This window comes from Vibrio sp. CCUG 15886 (assembly GCF_028570825.1).
GTDB classification, from domain to species: Bacteria; Pseudomonadota; Gammaproteobacteria; order Enterobacterales; family Vibrionaceae; genus Vibrio; species Vibrio vulnificus_B.
Window position 1 is genome coordinate 32,266 of the sequence record NZ_JAQQBT010000019.1, and the last position, 18,999, is coordinate 51,264.

Annotated in this window: 21 protein-coding genes and 1 pseudogene; 14 read left to right on the forward strand and 8 right to left on the reverse strand. The window is 47.9% G+C overall.

Annotated features, from left to right (window positions below; genetic code table 11):
• The first annotated feature begins 132 nt into the window (after nt 1–132).
• Nucleotides 133–924, forward strand: coding sequence for a DUF1338 domain-containing protein (locus tag PQQ36_RS19930; RefSeq protein WP_045596025.1), 792 nt, complete (start codon nt 133–135; stop codon nt 922–924).
• Nucleotides 925–1,134: 210 nt separating this feature from the next.
• On the opposite strand, the gene crp is transcribed toward PQQ36_RS19930, so the two are convergent.
• The 6 genes from crp to PQQ36_RS19960 all read right to left on the reverse strand — a co-directional run bounded on the left by crp (nt 1,135) and on the right by PQQ36_RS19960 (nt 6,797).
• Complete coding sequence (crp, locus tag PQQ36_RS19935) at nt 1,135–1,767, reverse strand: cAMP-activated global transcriptional regulator CRP (RefSeq protein WP_011079297.1); 633 nt, start codon at nt 1,765–1,767, stop codon at nt 1,135–1,137.
• Nucleotides 1,768–2,009: 242 nt separating this feature from the next.
• A complete protein-coding gene (locus PQQ36_RS19940; protein WP_011079298.1) occupies nt 2,010–2,879 on the reverse strand; it encodes a phosphoribulokinase in 870 nt (289 codons plus the stop codon).
• 128 nt (nt 2,880–3,007) lie between these two features.
• Nucleotides 3,008–3,220 (reverse strand): YheU family protein, encoded by a 213-nt coding sequence (locus PQQ36_RS19945; RefSeq protein ID WP_011079299.1) that lies wholly within the window; start codon nt 3,218–3,220, stop codon nt 3,008–3,010.
• Between the two features lie 55 nt (nt 3,221–3,275).
• Complete coding sequence (locus PQQ36_RS19950; RefSeq protein ID WP_225471010.1) at nt 3,276–4,253, reverse strand: hydrolase; 978 nt, start codon at nt 4,251–4,253, stop codon at nt 3,276–3,278.
• Between the two features lie 145 nt (nt 4,254–4,398).
• A complete protein-coding gene (locus PQQ36_RS19955; RefSeq protein WP_011079301.1) occupies nt 4,399–4,878 on the reverse strand; it encodes a TIGR02444 family protein in 480 nt (159 codons plus the stop codon).
• The gene (locus tag PQQ36_RS19960) at nt 4,875–6,797 is read right to left on the reverse strand and encodes an ABC transporter ATP-binding protein (protein WP_225471011.1); all 1,923 of its coding nucleotides are present in this window, start codon (nt 6,795–6,797) and stop codon (nt 4,875–4,877) included. Before PQQ36_RS19960 ends, PQQ36_RS19955 begins: the two co-directional genes overlap by 4 nt.
• 202 nt (nt 6,798–6,999) lie before the next feature.
• On the opposite strand from PQQ36_RS19960, the pseudogene kefG reads away from it, so the two are divergent.
• From kefG to PQQ36_RS19985, 5 genes and pseudogenes are all read left to right on the forward strand, one after another.
• A pseudogene (gene kefG / locus PQQ36_RS19965) lies at nt 7,000–7,578 on the forward strand (glutathione-regulated potassium-efflux system ancillary protein KefG).
• Nucleotides 7,562–9,364 carry a glutathione-regulated potassium-efflux system protein KefB gene (kefB, locus tag PQQ36_RS19970; RefSeq protein WP_013571006.1) on the forward strand — a complete coding sequence of 601 codons (1,803 nt, stop codon included), beginning with the start codon at nt 7,562–7,564 and terminating at the stop codon, nt 9,362–9,364. The pseudogene kefG and the gene kefB overlap by 17 nt, the downstream one beginning before the upstream one ends.
• A gap of 8 nt (nt 9,365–9,372) precedes the next feature.
• Entirely contained in the window at nt 9,373–9,573 is a 201-nt protein-coding gene (locus PQQ36_RS19975; RefSeq protein ID WP_086016862.1) for a YheV family putative zinc ribbon protein, read from the forward strand.
• Between the two features lie 96 nt (nt 9,574–9,669).
• Nucleotides 9,670–10,275, forward strand: coding sequence for a peptidylprolyl isomerase (gene slyD, locus PQQ36_RS19980; RefSeq protein ID WP_045614038.1), 606 nt, complete (start codon nt 9,670–9,672; stop codon nt 10,273–10,275).
• 126 nt (nt 10,276–10,401) lie between these two features.
• Nucleotides 10,402–11,343, forward strand: coding sequence for an isoaspartyl peptidase/L-asparaginase family protein (locus tag PQQ36_RS19985; RefSeq protein WP_017789743.1), 942 nt, complete (start codon nt 10,402–10,404; stop codon nt 11,341–11,343).
• 94 nt (nt 11,344–11,437) lie between these two features.
• On the opposite strand, the gene PQQ36_RS19990 is transcribed toward PQQ36_RS19985, so the two are convergent.
• Nucleotides 11,438–11,665: a SlyX family protein gene (locus PQQ36_RS19990; RefSeq protein ID WP_011079308.1), complete on the reverse strand. Its 228-nt coding sequence runs from the start codon at nt 11,663–11,665 to the stop codon at nt 11,438–11,440.
• Between the two features lie 2 nt (nt 11,666–11,667).
• Nucleotides 11,668–12,648, reverse strand: coding sequence for a WD40 repeat domain-containing protein (locus PQQ36_RS19995; RefSeq protein WP_013571009.1), 981 nt, complete (start codon nt 12,646–12,648; stop codon nt 11,668–11,670).
• 128 nt (nt 12,649–12,776) lie between these two features.
• On the opposite strand from PQQ36_RS19995, the gene fkpA reads away from it, so the two are divergent.
• From fkpA to fusA, 8 genes are all read left to right on the forward strand, one after another.
• Complete coding sequence (gene fkpA, locus PQQ36_RS20000; protein WP_011079310.1) at nt 12,777–13,559, forward strand: FKBP-type peptidyl-prolyl cis-trans isomerase; 783 nt, start codon at nt 12,777–12,779, stop codon at nt 13,557–13,559.
• Between the two features lie 151 nt (nt 13,560–13,710).
• Nucleotides 13,711–14,433, forward strand: a complete 723-nt coding sequence (locus tag PQQ36_RS20005; protein ID WP_011079311.1) for a helix-turn-helix transcriptional regulator — start codon at nt 13,711–13,713, stop codon at nt 14,431–14,433.
• Nucleotides 14,430–14,825 carry a sulfurtransferase complex subunit TusD gene (tusD, locus tag PQQ36_RS20010; RefSeq protein ID WP_038939577.1) on the forward strand — a complete coding sequence of 132 codons (396 nt, stop codon included), beginning with the start codon at nt 14,430–14,432 and terminating at the stop codon, nt 14,823–14,825. Before PQQ36_RS20005 ends, tusD begins: the two co-directional genes overlap by 4 nt.
• Nucleotides 14,822–15,178: a sulfurtransferase complex subunit TusC gene (gene tusC, locus PQQ36_RS20015; protein WP_038939578.1), complete on the forward strand. Its 357-nt coding sequence runs from the start codon at nt 14,822–14,824 to the stop codon at nt 15,176–15,178. Before tusD ends, tusC begins: the two co-directional genes overlap by 4 nt.
• Nucleotides 15,179–15,186: 8 nt before the next feature.
• Nucleotides 15,187–15,462: a sulfurtransferase complex subunit TusB gene (tusB, locus tag PQQ36_RS20020; protein ID WP_038939579.1), complete on the forward strand. Its 276-nt coding sequence runs from the start codon at nt 15,187–15,189 to the stop codon at nt 15,460–15,462.
• 171 nt (nt 15,463–15,633) lie between these two features.
• Nucleotides 15,634–16,008: a 30S ribosomal protein S12 gene (gene rpsL, locus PQQ36_RS20025; RefSeq protein WP_011079315.1), complete on the forward strand. Its 375-nt coding sequence runs from the start codon at nt 15,634–15,636 to the stop codon at nt 16,006–16,008.
• A gap of 117 nt (nt 16,009–16,125) precedes the next feature.
• Nucleotides 16,126–16,596 carry a 30S ribosomal protein S7 gene (gene rpsG, locus PQQ36_RS20030; RefSeq protein WP_011079316.1) on the forward strand — a complete coding sequence of 157 codons (471 nt, stop codon included), beginning with the start codon at nt 16,126–16,128 and terminating at the stop codon, nt 16,594–16,596.
• 75 nt (nt 16,597–16,671) lie between these two features.
• Nucleotides 16,672–18,771, forward strand: coding sequence for an elongation factor G (fusA, locus tag PQQ36_RS20035; protein WP_011079317.1), 2,100 nt, complete (start codon nt 16,672–16,674; stop codon nt 18,769–18,771).
• The last annotated feature ends 228 nt before the right edge of the window (nt 18,772–18,999 follow it).

Consider the following 18,999-nt stretch of genomic DNA (forward strand, 5'->3'; position numbering starts at 1 on the left):
TTTTTTACACCTCGGTCATCGCCGTCACAGGTTGATGGCGATGTCGGTTGCACTCTGGACAGCAACCGCCATCGCCATTTTTCCATTTACGCTATAACCGACAACGTGAATCTACAACAACAAGGAGGCGTTATGACGCCAGCTGTTCTCTTTCAATCGCTATGGAATGACTATATTCAACGTTTGTGTCCTTCCGCTGCAAAAGTTCATCAACTGCTAGAAGAAGATGAGCCATTGATCAACGACCACATCGCTTTGCGCACATTTAATGTTGCTCCGCTGGGTATCGAGACGCTAGCCAAGCCATTTCTAGAGCTCGGCTATGTGGCGTGTGGTGATTACCTGTTTAAGAGCAAAAAGTTGATTGCCAAGCACTTTGAGCATCCCGACCCGACCCAACCTAAAGTGTTTATCAGCGCGCTAAAAGTGGATGAATGCTCGGCGGAGTTACAAGCCATCGTCGAAAAATTGGTGGCGCAAGTCGACGCTTCACGTCTAGAAGACAGTGCATTTTTACACGGTGGTCGCTTATGGGATCTGTCGTTTGCTGATTACCAAACCCTAGCAAAAGAAAGTGAATATGCGTCTTGGCTGGCGGCTCATGGCTATGGTGCCAATCACTTTACCGTCAGTGTCAATCAGCTCAAGGCGTTGGACTCGGTCAAAGGCGTGAATGATCACTTACGCAACGCAGGTTTTGTCATTAACGAAGTGGGTGGTGAAGTCAAAGGCTCACCTGAGGTGTTGCTCGAGCAATCCTCGACCATGGCCGACAAAGTGGCGGTGCACTTTAGCGAGGGCAGTGAGATCGTACCTGGTGGTTTTTACGAGTTCGCTAAGCGTTACCCGATGGACAATGGTGAGCTTTACCCAGGGTTTGTGGAAGCGTCTGCCGATAAGATTTTCGAAAGCACCAATGGTTAACAGAATCGAGAACGGGCTGCGCCCTGAAGGTTCGAGAATGCTTTGCTGCGAGAGATTTTAACACTCGGAATCTGAGAGGGTTTAGTCTCGAAGGAGGAAGTTTGCTGCTGAAGCGTAGTGCTCTTGACTTCCAATACCTGTCTCTGTGAAACAAAAAAGCCACTCATGTTGCCATGAGTGGCTTTTGAAATTGTTCATCGTTAATGGAAATTAACGAGTACCGTAAACAACGATAGTCTTGCCGTGTGCAGAAATCAGGTTCTGCTCTTCGAGCATCTTCAAGATACGACCTACTGTCTCACGAGAACAGCCAACGATTTGACCGATTTCTTGACGAGTGATCTTGATCTGCATGCCATCTGGGTGCGTCATCGCATCTGGTTGTTTCGCCAGATTCAATAGCGTCTGAGCGATACGACCAGTTACGTCTAGGAATGCTAAGTCACCCACTTTTTGGCTGGTCACTTGCAGACGGCTTGCCATCTGAGCAGATAGACGCATCAGGATGTCAGGGTTTACCTGAATGAGCTGACGGAATTTCTTGAATGAGATTTCTGCGACTTCACAAGGTGATTTTGCACGAACCCATGCGGTACGCTCTTGACCTTCTTCGAACAGGCCTAGTTCACCAATAAAGTCACCTTGATTTAGGTAAGAAAGGATCATTTCTTTACCTTCTTCATCCTTAATCAGTACCGCAACAGAACCTTTTACGATGTAGTAAAGCGTTTCTGCTTTTTCGCCCGCATGAATGAGCGTGCTTTTTGATGGGTACTTATGAATATGACAGTGTGAAAGAAACCACTCTAGTGTTGGATCGGTTTGAGGTTTACCTAGAACCATAATATCTCACTTCCTCTGCAGGGTACGCTTGCCGCTATCCATATTTTAGCGAAGCCTTAATCTTGGCTTCCTAGAATAAGAGCTGTTAACTAAGGCTGCAAGCTATCTTGTGTTTCGGTTTGAAATAGTATCCTTTTTCGAAAACGATTTCTTGATTTTAATCGTGCCGAGTATCGGATTTTTTAAGCAAAACTGTGCACATGATCACGGTATGAAAAGTAATCGCTCTCCGTGCTGAGTTTTTATCCAATTTTGCCCGTTTCAATCAATTGTTGCAGGATAGGTTGCACAATTAATTCCATAGCAAAACTCATTTTTCCTCCCGGCACCACAAGGGTGTTGTGGCGTGACATGAACGAGCCATCGATCATCGCCAGTAGGTATGGAAAATCAACGTTCTTGATTCCTCTAAGACGAATCACCACAAAGCTTTCATCAAGGCTTGGGATGCCTTTGGCGTTGAGCGGATTGGAGGTGTCGACCGTTGGAACTCGCTGAAAGTTGATGTGAGTACGAGAAAATTGCGGTGTGATGTAATTCAGATAGTCATCCATTGAGCGCACAATCGAATCCATCACTGCCTCGCGTGAATGGCCGCGATCTCGGGTATCTCGCACGTATTTCTGTATCCACTCTAAGTTGACGATCGGCACCATGCCTATCAAGAAATCGACGTGTTGCGCGACATTCACTTCGCCATCCACCACGCCACCGTGCAGTCCTTCATAAAACAGCACATCGGTATTTTCCGGTAGCTTTTGCCATGGGGTAAAAGTGCCGGGCATTTGGTTATAGGGTACCGCTTCGTCAAACGTGTGCAGATAGCGGCGCACTTCACCAGTGCCAGATTTACCGTATTGGCGGAAAAATTCGCCTAGAGCTGGGAAATCGTTGGCTTGAGGGCCAAAATAGCTGATATGACGGCCTTGTTCTTTTGCCTTGCGAATTTCGACGTCCATCTCTGGGCGCGTAAAACGGTGGAAGCTATCCCCTTCGACCCATGCGGGCTTGATGCTCATCATATTGAACATCTTGCGGAAAGCTTCGGAGGTGGTGGTGGTGCCGGCACCGGATGAACCTGTGACGGCTATTATTGGGTGTTTTGCAGACATGACAGACCTTGTCGTATTCAAACTTACCTGTTGAGCGGGAATCGGCCTCCCGCGGAGCAATCGTTTGTCCCACTATAGCACGTTCACTTTGCTTGTCATGGGATAGGATTCGGTAAAGTGTGGCGCAGCTAGAATTTTTGTTTTAACTGAATATCCACGGTTTCGTGTAACTCAGAGAAAACCACCACCGCTTCACCGCATTCCAGTTGCTGCTGTACTTGTGCGATTTTTTCTTCTAGTGAGTATTCACTTTCACCGTAATCGGTGCCTTCACGCAGGACAAACTCGCGAATCAAATTGCTCAGTGCCTCAGGACTGATTTGTTGCCATGGAACGATCATAAATACCTCTTTATTCTATGCTCGTGAGTGGATTTGTCGGCCGACAGGGGCGCTATTATCCAGAAACCGCCATACTTTCATAGTAGGCGGGCAGCGCTTCTTCTAGCCAAAATCGCGGTTGCAGGGCGGTTCCACTGAGAAAGCCGACATGACCACCGTGATCAAACAGTCGATAATCGATGTTGTCTGGGAGCACAAACTTAGGGATCACTGCGTCGGTCATAAAGGGATCGTCTTTCGCGTGAATGATTTGAGTCGGAATGCGAATATCACGAAGTTTGTTGAGCCCAGAACACTGCTGATAATAATCGGCGGCATCTTGAAAGCCGTGCAGCGGGGCGGTGATCAAGTCATCAAAGTCGTACAGTCTTGTTACTCGTTTAATCGCTTGATAGGAAAGATCGAGTTCGCCAGCCAGCAAATGGTGCTTACGCAGTGCATTGCGTTTGAGCGAGGAGAGTAAGTAGCGACGATAGACGCGCGAAAACCCTTGCTCAATACGTTGCGAACAAGCGGACAAATCCAGAGGCGCAGAGACGATGGTCGCTGCATCCAGCCGTTCGTCTCCCTGATACTTGGCAAGGTAGTTGGCCAGCATATTGCCCCCTAAGGAGATGCCCACGGCGACTTTGACCGTGTGAGGAAACGCGTCGTGCAAATGCGTAAGAAACAGTCTTGCATCCTCAACTTCGCCGGAGTGGTACGCGCGCGCGAGGCGATTGGGCTTACCGCTGCAACCACGAAAATGCATCATCACCGCCAACCAACCAGCGTCAGCAAACGCTTTCATTAGACCATTGGCGTAAGGGCTATAGAAGCAGCCTTCAAGGCCGTGAAATAACACAAACAAGGGTTTGTTTTTGGCTTGATCATTGTGTGGAGATTCGCTCCAAGCGAGATCCAAAAAATCACCGTCAGGCGTATCCAGCGTTTGCCATAAAGGTTCAAACAAGGCTTTTTTGCGAATTAAGCGCGGCAATAAGGTTTGTAGGTGTGGATTTTTTATCCCAGCTGCGGCGGTAAACAGAGTCATGTGTGTTGCTCTTTGAGTTATTTGGATCAGCGAGGCATTTCACTGATCTTTGTATGCGTGATACGAGTTAATTTAGTCCTTCTGCTCAACTTTTCGTCAATCATTGAGAGTGATGTTCTTTGTGAGACGGGCTCAGGATCACACTTCAACCGAGTTTCTGCGACGGTGAGGCAACGGCGAAGGCGTTGTAGAGATGCGCGGCACCGAGATGTTGGCAGTAGCGCTGTGTGAGCGGCTGTTGCTGGTTGGGTGACAGCGTTAGGGTGTTGATGCAATCAACGAGATCGGATTGTTGCTGCTTTTCCAATTGCAGTTCAAATTGCAGTGCTTCGCGATAGAGGGTATCCGGCAGATGCTGTTTAAACTGGCGGCGGAGATCGCGATAGGTATGCAGTAGGGTTTCAGAGCGGCCCAAGCAGGCTTGTACTTGGTGCCACTCTTGCTCTTGAAACGTCAGTTGTTGTTCATCGAGCCATTTGAACAGCAACAGTAAGTTGACGTTGCCGTTAAAGTTGTTCTGCAAAGCAAGGCACGCCTCTTTCACTTCTCGAATCGAATAATATTGTAGGCTGAATTGCCACAGCCTTTCGAGGGTAAGTGAAGGTTGGACGTGCTCTGAACTCATTGGCTATTGAACTCCTGTTCCATCTGTTCCAGTACTTCCTGTTCTGCCATCCACTCCATTTCAATCTCTTCGAGAGCGGATTTACTTTGTGCTTGCAGCGCCAGTACTTGAGTAAGTTTAGCTTTATTTTCGGCATCATACAGTGAGTTATCAGACAATTGCTGCTCTGCTTCTGCCAACGCTTCGCCCAACTTATCCATTTTCGCTTCCAACTGTGTCAGTTTTTTGCGAATTGGTGCGGTTAACTTACGAAAATCGGCTTCACGACGCTTTTGCTCTTTTTTCGCTGCGGCACTGTTGCTGCTGTCTTTGGCTGGCATTTCTGCGGCCGCTTCGCGACGCTCCGCTTTTTGCTGTTCAGTGAGCCATTTGTAGTAGTCGTTGAGATCACCATCAAACGGAGCCACTTGGCGATCGTGCACTAGGTAAAGATCATCGGTGGTCGCGCGGATCAAATAGCGATCGTGTGAGACGATCACCATCGCGCCTTCAAAGGTTTGCAGTGCCAGTGTCAGTGCTTGGCGCATATCTAAGTCTAGGTGGTTGGTCGGTTCGTCGAGCAGCAGTAAGTTTGGTTTTTGCCAGACGATCAACGCTAACACCAAGCGCGCTTTTTCTCCGCCTGAAAATGGCGCCACTTTCTCCAGCGCTTTGTCACCGTGAAAACCAAAACTACCCAGATAATTACGCAGTTCTTGTTCGGTTTTATCTGGCGCGATCTGCATCATGTGTTGCAGTGGCGTTTCTTCGGGATGCAAGGTTTCCAATTGGTGCTGAGCAAAGTAACCAATTTTGACGCCTTGCGAGTAAGTCAAATCGCCACCTTGGGCTTTCAACTCTCCGGAGAGGAGCTTGATCAGCGTTGATTTACCGGCGCCGTTACGGCCGAGCAAACCGATGCGGCTGCCTGGCACCAGATTAAGACGAATTTTATCGAGGATGAGGTTGTCACCGTAACCAGCAGAAACGTCATCCATCATCATGATCGGATTTGGCAGCACGGCAGGTTCACGAAATTCAAAGCTAAATGGGTTATCAAACTGTGCGGGGAGCACTTTTTCTAACTTCTCCAGCGCTTTGATGCGGCTTTGCGCTTGGCGTGCTTTGGACGCCTTGTAGCGGAAACGATCGATGTAGCTTTGCATGTGCGCCATCTGCTTCTGCTGCTTCTCAAACATCGATTGTTGCAGGATCAGTTTCTGAGCGCGCTGGTTTTCAAATGATGAGTAGTTACCGGTGTACTCATTGAGTTTCTGGTTTTCAATGTGAACGATGCGGTTCACGATTGGGTCGAGAAAATCACGGTCGTGCGAGATCAGCATCAAAGTACCTGGGTAGCTTTGTAGCCAACGTTCTAGCCACATGACAGCATCAAGGTCTAAGTGGTTGGTTGGTTCGTCAAGCAGCAACAGATCAGAACGACACAGCAGGGCTTGAGCAAGGTTGAGACGCATGCGCCAGCCACCCGAAAACTGGGTCAGGTTCCAATGCATCTGCTCTTGGCTAAAACCTAAACCATCTAAAAGCTCCGAAGCGCGTGCACGAATGCTGTAGCCGCCAATGGTTTCAATTTTACCGTGCAATTCAGCAATGCGAGTCCCTTGCTCTTGTGCTTCGGCTTCCGCCAACTGGCGTTCAAGCTGACGATATTCACGGTCGCCATCAATCACATATTCAATGGCGCTGCGTTCTAAAGCGGGCGTTTCCTGTGCGACCCAAGCTAACTCCCAATGTTGTGGAGAGCTAAATGAGCCCGCATCAATCGAAAGTTCGTCTTTAATTAAGGCAAACAGGGTGGATTTACCACAGCCATTTTTGCCGACAAGGCCGATTTTATCACCCGGATGAATCGTTGCGGATGCTTGGTCAAGGAGAGGAGAGCCGCCGCGCAGCAGCTGGATATCTGAAAAGGTAATCATGTCGTTCTGCTTAGTTTATCAATGCTGTTTATTCGTGCACTTTCTTGCTGCGCATAGTAGGAGGAAAGAGGATAAATGTCGATCATTATGCAAATATGAGTATGATGAGTAACAAGTGAGTAACACTTTGTTTTATTCGCTTCCACGCAAGTTCAAGGGGAGCCGATCACAAAGACGAAAAATGGGACGAACGGAAGACGCCATGATGATCAATAGCGCGATAACAAAAAAACAGCCCAAAGTTTTGGTGATTTATGCCCACCCGGAGTCACACACGTCCGTGGCCAATCAGGTCATGATTAAGAAAATCTCCTCATTGTCGCACGTGACCATTCGTGACCTTTACGCCATCTACCCAGATTTCTTTATTGATGTGAAAGCCGAGCATAAATTGTTGCGTGAGCACGATGTTATTGTTCTTCATCACCCGATGTTTATGTATTCCTGCCCCGCGTTACTCAAAGAGTGGATTGACCGTGTGTTGGGCAAGGGCTTTGCGTTTGGGTAAGGCCAAGCGTTGGCGGGGAAGTATTGGCGCAGCGTTATCACCACCGGTGGCAAAAAAGAAGCATTTAGCGCCAAAGGCTACAATAAATACCCACTCGAAGAGATTCTGCAGCCATTTGAATTAACCGCGGCACTGTGTCAAATGCACTGGATTGAACCCTTAGTGCTCTATTGGGCGAGAAACGTCTCTGATGTAGAACGCTATCAACATGCCGAGCAGTATCGGCAGTGGCTCAACGATCCGTTAGGAGGTTTTGATGGCTCTCACCAGTGATTTTTTACAAACCAGTGTGGTCTTTCTCTCTGCTGCGGTAGTCGCGGTGCCATTGGCGCAGCGCTCTGGATTGGGTTCGGTCCTAGGTTATCTGCTGGCAGGCGTGGCCATTGGCCCATGGGGATTGGGGCTCATTAGCGATGTTGACGCCATCTTACACTTTGCCGAGCTTGGCGTGGTGCTGCTGCTGTTTTTGATTGGTTTGGAGTTGAATCCGAAAAAATTATGGCAAATGCGCGGTCCTATTTTAGGCTTGGGTGGCGCTCAAGTGGTGATTACCACCTTATTGATTGCCTGCATCATTCAATGGTTTGGCGTGAGTTGGAATACTGCGCTGGTGATTGGAATGGGGCTTGCGCTCTCGTCCACCGCGATTGCGCTTAAAGTACTTGAAGAGCAAGGGCTTGCAAGAACGGAAACGGGTCAGTCTGGCTTTGCCGTGTTGCTGTTCCAAGATATTGCCGTTATTCCTATGCTCGCGTTGTTGCCGCTGTTGGCGGGAAGCGGCATGAGTGGCGATTGGCTGAGTTCCTTACTGACCTTCTCTGCGGTGGTTGGGCTTTTGGTTGGCGGACACTTTTTATTGCGACCGCTGTTTCGCTATGTGGTGCTCACTGGGGTCAGAGAGCTGTTTACCGTCACCGCTTTACTGGTGGTGCTTGGTATTGCGATGCTGATGCAGCAGTTGGGTTTGTCGATGGCACTTGGCACTTTCTTAGCTGGGGTGTTGTTGGCGGAAAGTGAATATCGCCACGAGCTAGAGATTGCGATTGAGCCTTTTAAAGGGTTACTACTTGGTTTGTTTTTCATTGCCGTCGGCATGGCGGTCAACTTAGGGTTACTGGTGGTCCATCCGATAGAAGTGATTTCTGCGGTGTTGGGATTGGTGGCGCTTAAAGGGGCAGTACTTTACTTGCTGGGGCGCGTGAGTCGTATGCGTGCGAAAGCGCGCAGCCGTATGGCGGCGATTCTTAGCCAAGGGGGAGAGTTTGCCTTTGTTATTTTTACTGCGGCGAGCAAAGAGGGGCTGCTTAATCCCAGTGAAGTCTCGTTCTTACTGGTGGTGGTGAGTTTGTCGATGGTCACCACCCCACTATTGCTCAATATTCAAAAATGGTGGTATGCCCGAACGTTAAATCAAGAGAGTGACGTGCTGGCACCGGATGTTGTGGATACGGAGCCGCGAGTGATCATTGCGGGTTTTGGCCGTTTTGGTCAGATTGTCGGCCGCTTACTGTATGCCAACAAGATCAAAGTAACGGTCTTGGAGAGCGATGCTAGCCAGATCCAACTGTTACGGAAATATGGCTACAAGGTTTTTTATGGTGATGCCACTCAGTTAGATTTGCTACGAGCTGCAGGCGCGGCCAAAGCCGAAGCGTTAGTGATTTGTACTGATTCACCGGATCAAGTGATGAGTATTGTTGAGTTGTGTCAGCAGCATTTCCCGAATTTGAAAGTGTTGGCGCGAGCACGTAGTCGCGTGGAAGCTTATCAATTGCTCAGTCATGGTGTGAGCACCTATTCGCGTGAGACCTTTTTAGGTGCGCTTGATCTTGGGCGTCAAACCTTAGTGGAAATTGGCATGCACCCCTATCAAGCAAAGCGGGCAGAAGCGCATTTTCGCAAGTTGGATAATGCTATGCTTAAAGAGTTATTGCCGCAGCACAATCAAGATAAAAAATTGGCACAGCGTGCTAAAGAAGCGAGAAAGGAACTAGAAGAAATCTTTGCGCATGAGATGGAAAACGATCATCAGTCGCGAAATTTCTGGGATGAAAGGTAGTTGAGTCAGTGAAAAGCAAAAAACGTTTTATTGCCGGGGCAAGTTGCCCTTCCTGCCAACAGCAAGATACTTTGCTTTGGTGGTCGGAAAACAATATTGAGCTGGTGGAGTGTGTCGAGTGTGACTTCAAAGAACAGCGAAAACCGAAATCTGTAGATAAAAATAAACACGCAGATCAGGAAATGATCGGTATTTTTAAGCCGGAATAATTGAGTTTCTCAGATTGATCCCCATAATATCGGCATTGATATTTGGTTCTGGCTGATTTGTATTAGTCAGGCAAATTAACCCTCTCTGGAGTAGTTATGAAAATTGAAAAGAACGTGGTTGTTAGCCTTGCGTATCAGGTAAAACTGGAAGATGGCATTGTGGTTGACTCTTCAACAACCGATGCACCACTGGATTACCTGCACGGTCACAACAACCTAATCACTGGCCTAGAAAACGAGCTTGAAGGCAAAGTGGCTGGTGATAAATTCACAGTGACAGTTGCTCCGGAAGATGCGTACGGCGAGCACAACGATGCATTGGTTCAACGTGTACCAGCGGAAGTATTCCAAGGTGTTGACCAAATCGAAGTGGGCATGCGTTTCCTTGCTGATACAGACCAAGGTCCAATTCCTGTTGAAGTGACAGAAGTTGATGGCGATGAAGTGGTGGTGGATGGTAACCACATGCTGGCTGGCCAAACACTGACATTTGACGTAGAAGTGGTTGCTGTTCGTGAAGCAACAGCGGAAGAGATTGAGCACGGTCACATCCACCAAGGTGGCGGTTGCTGTGGTGGTCACGATCATGACCATGACCACGATCACGACCATGAAGGCGGCTGTTGTGGCGGCGAAGGTCACGGCCACAGCCACGGCGAAAAAGACGGCTGCTGCGGTGGCGGTAGCTGCGGTTCACACTAATTGAACCCATCTCTCGAATAAGTCGGGAAAGTTAAGGTAAACAAGCGCAAGCGGAGAAATCTGCTTGCGCTTTTTTCTATTCTACGCTCAGATATTGGCCAAGGATTCTTAACGAGTAGAGCCACGATGAACAAGCCTTTTTCCATTGCCATTCACGGTGGTGCCGGCACCATTTTACGCAGCCAGATGAGCGATGAGCTCAAAGAGGCCATTTTGTCCGATTTACAACACGCGGTCAGAGCGGGGTATCAATTACTTGAGCAAGGAGCCGATGCATTGGATGCGGTGGTGGCTGCGGTCAAAGTGTTGGAAGACTCGCCGAATTTCAATGCAGGAAAAGGTTCGGTGCTGACTCACAATGAAATGGTGGAGATGGATGCCTCTGTGATGCATGGACGAGAGCTCAAAGCGGGGGCCGTTGCTGGGGTTCGCCATATCAAAAACCCCATAGAACTGGCGCGTGATGTGATGCAAAACAGTGCTCATGTCCTGCTCATCGGGGAAGGGGCGGAGAAATTTGCTTTTGAGCAAGGTCACCAGTACACCGAACAGGATTATTTCTTTACTGACCGACGCTATGAGCAACTGCTCTCGATGCGTGAAAAAGGCTTGTTTGCGTTGTCGGAAGCCAAATATCCCGACGACAAAAAACATGGCACGGTGGGGGCGGTGGCGCTGGATCAGCAAGGCAATCTTGCGGCCGCTACCAGTACGGGCGGTGTCACCAATAAAAAATATGGCCGCGTTGGCGATTCTGCGCTGATTGGCTGTGGCACTGTCGCAGAAAATGGTGTGGTGGCCGTTTCGACCACTGGGGTGGGCGAGTTCTTTATTCGTAAGCGTGTGGCTGAAGATGTTGCGGCGCGAATGCGCTATCTCAACGAAGATGTGCATACGGCGTGCGAGCACATTATTCACGGAGAGTTGAAGAGCATGGGCGGAGAGGGTGGTTTAATTGCGGTTGATGCGCAGGGGGATATTCATTTTGCTATGAACAGTTCCGGTATGTATCGAGCGGCCATCAATACCCAAGGCGAGCTTTGCGTGAAAATCTACGCGGACGAATAAACAACGCAGCAAGCCGCCATCCTACTATCCGTAACAAAACACTAAGCCCAGCAGATGTGCTGGGCTTAGTTGATTTTGAACTTAACTTTTGAGTTTAGTAATGCGGTGGTGGTGGCTCTTTCGCTGGGTCCACCATGTTTGAGCTGTCCATATTCTTCATTTTGCCGACCACATACTTCATCTGATCTTGCATCTTGGCAATCAGCAGTTGCTGCTGCGTCAGAGCGTCGTTCAGTTCTTCAATCGTCTGTTCTTGAAACGCCACCTGACACTCCAAGTCATTGATGCGGTTTTCAAGCAATGCGATGGTTTTTTCTGTCATGCTTAATTCTCCAATGGCCATGCTTGGGCGATGCCTGCAGAGGTTGCCGTAATCACTCGGCGCTGAGCATCAAAAGCGGCATCATACACTACCGCGCGAGGAGGGCGAGCATCTTTTAACGGTTCCACCTCATAACTTTCAATTTGTTTACCGCTGGTGGTATTCCAAACCGCGACTCGACCTGAAGGGGTTCCTGTCACCAATAAACGACCATCATCAGAAAAACGTGCCGTAGAGAAGATTAACTGGCGTGACCAACTTTTTAATTGGCTAATTTGTTGACCCGTTTTTAAATCCCACACAATCGCTTGGTTGCCGCCATCCGAGGTGAAGGCTAATTGGCCGTCACGTTGTAAAGCAACACGATTGACGCGCTCTTCGTGCTCAAAGGTGCGCATGACTAATCCTGTTTCAGTATCCCAAAGGTAGGCTTTGTAATCATTTCCGCCAGTCAGTGCGAAACGGCCATTGGCGGAGATGGCGACAGAATTCACTTTTTCTCGGTGAGCAAGGAACTCCATTCGCCGTCCGGTGACTAAGTTGACGTAAATGGCTTTCCCGTTGGATAAACCAAGGAGGACTTGTTCGCCGTTGCTACTGATATCAACATCACGGATCAATCCGTCTGAGATCGACCAAAGACCTTCAGACTGGCTTAAGCCAAGATCCCACACCGCAAAGTTCATTTGCGTGGCGGTCACCGCGAAGCGGCCGTTATCAGAGATTCGGATGTTGGACACGACGTTGGCTTCAGGATCTTGCTCGCCGAGTTGGGCAAGTTCTTTGCTCTCGACCAAATCCCACAACACCAAATGGCGTTGGGTCGAGTAGAGTAACGCAAAGCGGCCATCACGACTTAAGGCGAAACTGGTGGAACCTTGTGGTTCGATTTCCCAACGTTGTTCATCCTGCGTAGAAAAAAAACAGCCATTTAACAGAGGAATGACAATTAGCAAGAGTAAGGAATGAAGAATTCTTTGCATCACATCTAATAATCCGGTTTGTGTCCCAAGACATATAGCTAGTATATTGGTATAACAATCGACTTCACCAATCTGTTATGAGATTTGTGGACAATAACCAATGGTTTATCCATTAATTGGAGAGTTTAATGAAATCAGTTTTAAAAGTGTCACTGCTTGCAGCTACTGTAATGCTGGCAGTCGGCTGTCAGAAAGAAGAAGCAAAACCAGCAGCCGCACCACAAGCAGAGCAGGTACAGGCAGAAACCGGTAAAGCGGTTCACTTTAAATCAGAAGATGACAAAGCGGCTTACGCGATTGGCGTGTCGTTTGCTAACTACCTAAGTGCAAGCCTAGACAAGCCAAGTGAAATTGGTATCAACCTAAATAAAGATTTGGTGCTTAAAGGTATCGAGCATGTTTTTGCTGGTAACCCTGAGCTGAATGAAGAAGAAACACGCGCGGCGCTAGAAGCGCTAGATAAGCGCGTAGCTGAAACTATGCAGAAGAAAGCGGCAGAAAAAGCAGAAGCTGCAAAGAAAGCCGGTGATGAATTCCGCGCTGAGTTTGAAAAACAAGAAGGTGTAGTGAAGACGGACACTGGTCTTCTATACCAAGTGATCACGCCTGCTGAAGGTGAGAAACCAAAAGACACCGACACAGTTCAAGTTCACTACAAAGGTACATTAACAGATGGTACTCAGTTCGATAGCTCTTACGATCGTGGTGAGCCAGCAACTTTCCCACTGAACCGAGTTATCCCAGGTTGGACGGAAGGTGTTCAATTGATGCCAGTAGGTTCTAAGTTCAAGTTCGTTATTCCACCTGAGCTAGCGTACGGCGCGCAAGACACGCCAAGCATTCCAGCGAACTCAACATTGGTGTTCGAAGTCGAACTATTGAAGATTGAAAACGGCGACAACGCGCAGTAATTTGCAATAGTTTCGCAATCAAAAGGGCTCGAATCATTCGAGCCCTTTTTTGTTCTAAGTCACTAGTTCGTCACTTAGCTAGGTGTTCTGCTCAAAATTTCTGATAAACTTACAGCAATTTGTTGATTATTCGCTCTAAGGCTAAGAAAAAGTGACAACGACAGAAACACTAACTGCAGATATGTTGCTCGAAATGGAGTCCGTTCATGTGAAGCCATTTACTGAGCACGACAAAATCATTCTTCGTTCTTATGAAGCCGTGGTTGACGGGATTGCCAGCCTGATTGGGCCATTTTGTGAGATTGTTTTACACTCGCTGGAAGATTTAAATACCTCTGCGATCAAAATCGCGAACGGTGAGAACACAGGCCGTCAGGTCGGCTCCCCAATTACCGATTTGGCGCTCAAAATGTTGCGTGATATCGAAGGGTCTGAGCGTAACTTCTCACGTTCGTACTTTACTCGAGCCAAGGGCGGGGTATTGATGAAATCGATCACCGTCGCAATCCGTAACGGAGACAATCGTGTCATTGGCTTGTTGTGTATCAACGTCAATTTGGATGCACCATTCTCGCAAGTGTTGCAATCTTTCATGCCAACGGAAGAAGCGAAGCAAGCGGCTTCCTCTGTTAACTTCGCAAGCGATGTGGAAGAGTTGGTCGATCAAACGGTTGAGCGCACCATTGAAGAAATCAATGCTGACAAATCCGTCTCCAATAACACTAAGAACCGTCAAATCGTCATGGAACTGTTTGATAAAGGCATTTTTGATATTAAAGATGCCATCAACCGAGTGGCTGACCGACTGAATATTTCCAAACACACGGTTTACCTCTACATCCGTCAGCGTAAAACTGAGGAAGACGAGAAGTGAGCACGTTACGCTACACTTTGGTGGTGAATGGCTCAGTGTATGGTAGCCAATCGGCGCGAACGGCGTATCAATTTGCTACCGCTTTGATAGAGAAAGGGCATACCTTAGTAAGTGTCTTTTTCTATCAAGATGGCGTCACCAATGGCACTGAGCTCACCGTGCCCGCCAATGATGAATTTCATTTGACCAAAGCATGGCAACAGTTGGCAAAGCAACACAATGTAAGGCTGGAGACCTGTGTCGCTGCCGCACTGCGTCGCGGTGTTGTGAGCCAATCTGAGGCCGCGCAGCATGGCCTGTTGCAACATAATCTGGCGGACGGGTTCGAACAAGCAGGTTTGGGCAGTTTGGCAGAAGCGATGTTAACCCAAGATAGAGTGGTGCAATTTTGAGTCAGTTAACGTATCTCTTTCGCACCGCGCCACACAGCAGTTCTTCTGGTAGAGAAGGCGTTGATGCGTTGCTAGCGGCCTCAGCGTATTGCGAAGCGATCAGCGTGGTCTTCATCGGTGATGGTGTCTATCAGTTGCTGGCAGGTCAGCAAACGGCATCCATTCTGTGTAAAGATTATGCGCCAATGTTCAAGTTATTTGATTTGTACGATATTGAGCACGTGTACGTTTGCCAGCAATCGCTGCAGCAACGTGGCTTAACGAGTGAAGATTTGCTCATTGAGGTCGAGGTGGTTGACACTGCGCAGCTACAAGGTGTTCTTCATAACTCGGCGCAACTGCTTTCATTCTAAGGAATATCATGCTTCATTTGATTAAGAGCTCTCACGCCTTGGAAGAGGCTCTACTCCTCTGTACGGCTTCTGACGTCATCGTCTTATTGGAAGAAGCGGTTTATGCCGCCACATCTGTGCACCCATTGCAGTCACTCTTACCTAAACAGGGCGTCTATGTGTTGCTCGGTGATGTGCTGGCAAGAGGCCTTGAATCGCGACTAAGCACCAATATCGCCATCGTGGACTACCACCAATTGGTTGATTTAACGGTGGAACATTCACCTTCCCTAACGTGGTCGTAACCCATTCTTTTGTGCTTGTAGAGGAGAGGAAAACCAGTTGGACAAAAAAGATCCGTATATTTCTTGACACACTTCTCACTGCTGCATAGAATTTTGCGTCCCTAACTCGCTTGCGTGGTTGGGGATTAGATTTTTCACAAAGCTTACTTTAAGTAAATCAGGAGCTAGTTAATGGCAACTATTAACCAGTTGGTACGCAAGCCACGTGCGAAGCAAGTTGTTAAAAGCAACGTGCCAGCACTTGAAGCGTGCCCACAAAAACGTGGTGTATGTACTCGTGTTTACACAACTACACCTAAAAAACCTAACTCAGCACTTCGTAAAGTTTGTCGTGTACGTTTGACAAACGGCTTCGAAGTAACATCGTACATCGGCGGTGAAGGTCACAACCTTCAGGAGCACTCGGTTGTTCTTATCCGTGGTGGCCGTGTTAAAGACCTTCCAGGTGTTCGCTACCACACAGTACGTGGTGCACTTGACTGTGCAGGCGTGAACAACCGTAAACAAGGTCGTTCTAAGTACGGTGTGAAACGTCCTAAGTCTTAATGCCCTTCTTGTTACAAGAGAAGCGTTAAGTAAGGCCAAACACTAAAATTAAATTTTAATTTTGAAGAAACTGAAAAGTTTTGGATAACCTGAAGAATAAGACAACGGAGAATATCCATGCCACGTCGTCGCGTTATTGGTCAGCGTAAGATCCTTCCAGATCCAAAGTTCAAATCTGAACTGCTGGCAAAATTCGTTAACATCCTTATGGTTGACGGTAAAAAATCTGTTGCAGAGAAAATTGTTTACACTGCACTAGACACTATGGCTGAGAAATCTGGTAAAGATCACTTAGCTGTATTTGAAGAAGCTCTTGAAAACGTTCGCCCAGCGGTAGAGGTTAAATCTCGCCGTGTTGGTGGTTCAACTTACCAAGTTCCAGTAGAAGTACGTCCGGTTCGCCGTAACGCACTTGCTATGCGTTGGTTGGTTGAAGCTGCGCGTAAGCGTGGTGAAAAATCTATGGCTGCTCGCCTAGCTGCTGAAATGCTAGACGCGTCAGACAACAAAGGTACTGCTGTTAAGAAACGTGAAGACGTTCACCGTATGGCAGAAGCGAACAAAGCATTCGCTCATTACCGCTGGTAATACCTTCTGTGCTGCGAGGTCCTCTCGCAGCACTTTTCTACACTCTAAGGAATCCCTTAGTAAGAGGATACAATCGTGGCTCGTAAAACTCCTATTGAGCGCTACCGTAACATCGGTATCTGTGCTCACGTAGATGCAGGTAAAACAACCACAACTGAGCGTATTCTGTTCTACACTGGCCTTTCTCACAAAATCGGCGAAGTTCACGATGGTGCTGCAACCATGGACTGGATGGAGCAGGAGCAGGAGCGTGGTATTACTATCACATCTGCTGCGACTACGACCTTCTGGCGTGGTATGGAAGCACAATTCCAAGATCATCGCGTAAACATCATTGATACCCCTGGACACGTTGACTTTACTATCGAAGTAGAGCGTTCTCTTCGTGTACTAGATGGTGCTGTGGTTGTGTTCTGTGGCTCATCTGGTGTTGAACCTCAGTCTGAAACTGTATGGCGTCAAGCAGACAAATACCACGTTCCACGTATGGTATTCGTTAACAAGATGGACCGTGCAGGCGCAGACTTCCTACGCGTTGTGGACCAAATTAAAAATCGTCTTGGTGCAAATCCTGTTCCGATTCAACTAAACGTTGGTGCGGAAGAGGACTTTAAAGGTGTCATCGACCTAATCAAGATGAAAATGATCAACTGGAATGAAGCCGATCAAGGCATGACCTTCACCTATGAAGAGATTCCAGCGGACATGATCGAACTTGCTGAAGAATGGCGCAACAACCTTGTTGAAGCGGCAGCGGAAGCAAGCGAAGAGCTAATGGATAAGTACCTTGAAGAAGGTGAGCTGACTGAAGCTGAGATCAAACAAGCCTTACGTGCTCGTACACTAAACAACGAAATCGTACTTGCTACTTGTGGTAGTGCGTTCAAAAACAAAGGTGTTCAAGCGGTATTGGATGCAGTGATCGAATACTTACCATCGCCAATTGATGTTCCTGCTATCAAGGGTATCGACGAAAATGACAACGAAGTTGAGCGTCATGCTGACGACAACGAGCCGTTTTCTGCGTTGGCATTCAAGATTGCAACTGACCCATTTGTAGGAACGCTAACCTTTATTCGTGTCTACTCTGGTGTGGTAAATACAGGTGATGCTGTTTACAACTCCGTGAAGCAAAAGAAAGAGCGTTTTGGACGTATCGTTCAGATGCACGCGAATAAACGTGAAGAAATTAAAGAAGTTCGCGCAGGTGACATCGCAGCAGCGATTGGTCTGAAAGACGTTACAACGGGTGATACTCTCTGTAACTCAGATCATAAAGTGATCCTTGAACGAATGGAATTCCCTGAGCCAGTAATTCAAATTGCGGTTGAACCGCGTTCGAAAGCTGACCAGGAGAAAATGGGTATTGCACTAGGTAAACTGGCTGCAGAAGATCCATCATTCCGCGTAGAAACGGATGCGGAAACTGGTCAGACGCTGATCTCTGGTATGGGTGAACTACACCTAGATATCATCGTTGATCGCATGAAGCGCGAATTCAGCGTGGATTGTAACGTAGGTAAACCTCAGGTTGCTTACCGTGAAACTATTCGTGGTAAATCGGAAGTTGAAGGCAAGTTTGTTCGTCAATCAGGCGGTCGTGGTCAATATGGTCACGTGTGGATCAAACTTGAACCTTCGGAACCTGGTGCAGGTTTTGTCTTTGTTGATGAAGTGGTTGGTGGTGTTATTCCTAAGGAATACATCAGCTCGGTAGCGAAAGGTATCGAAGAACAAATGAATAGTGGTGTGCTAGCGGGTTACCCAGTACTCGATATTAAAGCAACACTATTTGACGGTTCTTACCACGATGTCGACTCGAGCGAAATGGCGTTTAAGATCGCTGGTTCGATGGCATTCAAGAAGGGCGCACTAGAAGCGCAACCTGTTATTCTTGAGCCTATGATGAAGGTTGAAGTAACCACTCCAGAAGACTGGATGGGTGACGTGGTGGGTGACTTGAACCGTCGCCGCGGCATCATTGAAGGTATGGATGAAGGCGTGGCTGGTCTGAAGATCATTCGCGCTCAAGTGCCACTCTCTGAGATGTTTGGTTACGCTACCGACCTGCGCTCTGCGACTCAAGGTCGTGCCTCTTACTCGATGGAATTCTTCGAGTATGCAGAAGTGCCTAAGAACATTGCGGAAGCAATTGTCGCAGAACGTGGCTACTAATCGGGAGTATTGATCGTGAAAAAGGTTCTTTTTTGCAGATCAATACGTCCAAATATTGCGCTGACGAGCGTTGGCGCATAAAATAACAATTTCTGGCGCGTCTCGATCAATTCTGATCGTGGCGAATCATAACTAGGAAGGAACACGAACGTGTCTAAAGAAAAATTTGAACGTGTAAAACCGCACGTAAACGTTGGTACTATCGGCCACGTTGACCACGGTAAAACA

What these genes read in the sequence shown, in the direction of transcription:
- PQQ36_RS19940 (WP_011079298.1), bottom strand. Translation starts at nt 2,879, where the DNA reads ATGTCTGCAAAACACCCAATAATAGCCGTCACAGGTTCATCCGGTGCC.
- crp (WP_011079297.1), bottom strand. Translation starts at nt 1,767, where the DNA reads ATGGTTCTAGGTAAACCTCAAACCGATCCAACACTAGAGTGGTTTCTT.
- PQQ36_RS19950 (WP_225471010.1), bottom strand. Translation starts at nt 4,253, where the DNA reads ATGACTCTGTTTACCGCCGCAGCTGGGATAAAAAATCCACACCTACAA.
- fkpA (WP_011079310.1), top strand. Translation starts at nt 12,777, where the DNA reads ATGAAATCAGTTTTAAAAGTGTCACTGCTTGCAGCTACTGTAATGCTG.
- slyD (WP_045614038.1), top strand. Translation starts at nt 9,670, where the DNA reads ATGAAAATTGAAAAGAACGTGGTTGTTAGCCTTGCGTATCAGGTAAAA.
- PQQ36_RS19985 (WP_017789743.1), top strand. Translation starts at nt 10,402, where the DNA reads ATGAACAAGCCTTTTTCCATTGCCATTCACGGTGGTGCCGGCACCATT.
- rpsL (WP_011079315.1), top strand. Translation starts at nt 15,634, where the DNA reads ATGGCAACTATTAACCAGTTGGTACGCAAGCCACGTGCGAAGCAAGTT.
- PQQ36_RS19990 (WP_011079308.1), bottom strand. Translation starts at nt 11,665, where the DNA reads ATGACAGAAAAAACCATCGCATTGCTTGAAAACCGCATCAATGACTTG.
- PQQ36_RS19960 (WP_225471011.1), bottom strand. Translation starts at nt 6,797, where the DNA reads ATGATTACCTTTTCAGATATCCAGCTGCTGCGCGGCGGCTCTCCTCTC.
- PQQ36_RS19955 (WP_011079301.1), bottom strand. Translation starts at nt 4,878, where the DNA reads ATGAGTTCAGAGCACGTCCAACCTTCACTTACCCTCGAAAGGCTGTGG.
- tusB (WP_038939579.1), top strand. Translation starts at nt 15,187, where the DNA reads ATGCTTCATTTGATTAAGAGCTCTCACGCCTTGGAAGAGGCTCTACTC.
- rpsG (WP_011079316.1), top strand. Translation starts at nt 16,126, where the DNA reads ATGCCACGTCGTCGCGTTATTGGTCAGCGTAAGATCCTTCCAGATCCA.
- PQQ36_RS19945 (WP_011079299.1), bottom strand. Translation starts at nt 3,220, where the DNA reads ATGATCGTTCCATGGCAACAAATCAGTCCTGAGGCACTGAGCAATTTG.
- PQQ36_RS19930 (WP_045596025.1), top strand. Translation starts at nt 133, where the DNA reads ATGACGCCAGCTGTTCTCTTTCAATCGCTATGGAATGACTATATTCAA.
- kefB (WP_013571006.1), top strand. Translation starts at nt 7,562, where the DNA reads ATGGCTCTCACCAGTGATTTTTTACAAACCAGTGTGGTCTTTCTCTCT.
- PQQ36_RS19995 (WP_013571009.1), bottom strand. Translation starts at nt 12,648, where the DNA reads ATGCAAAGAATTCTTCATTCCTTACTCTTGCTAATTGTCATTCCTCTG.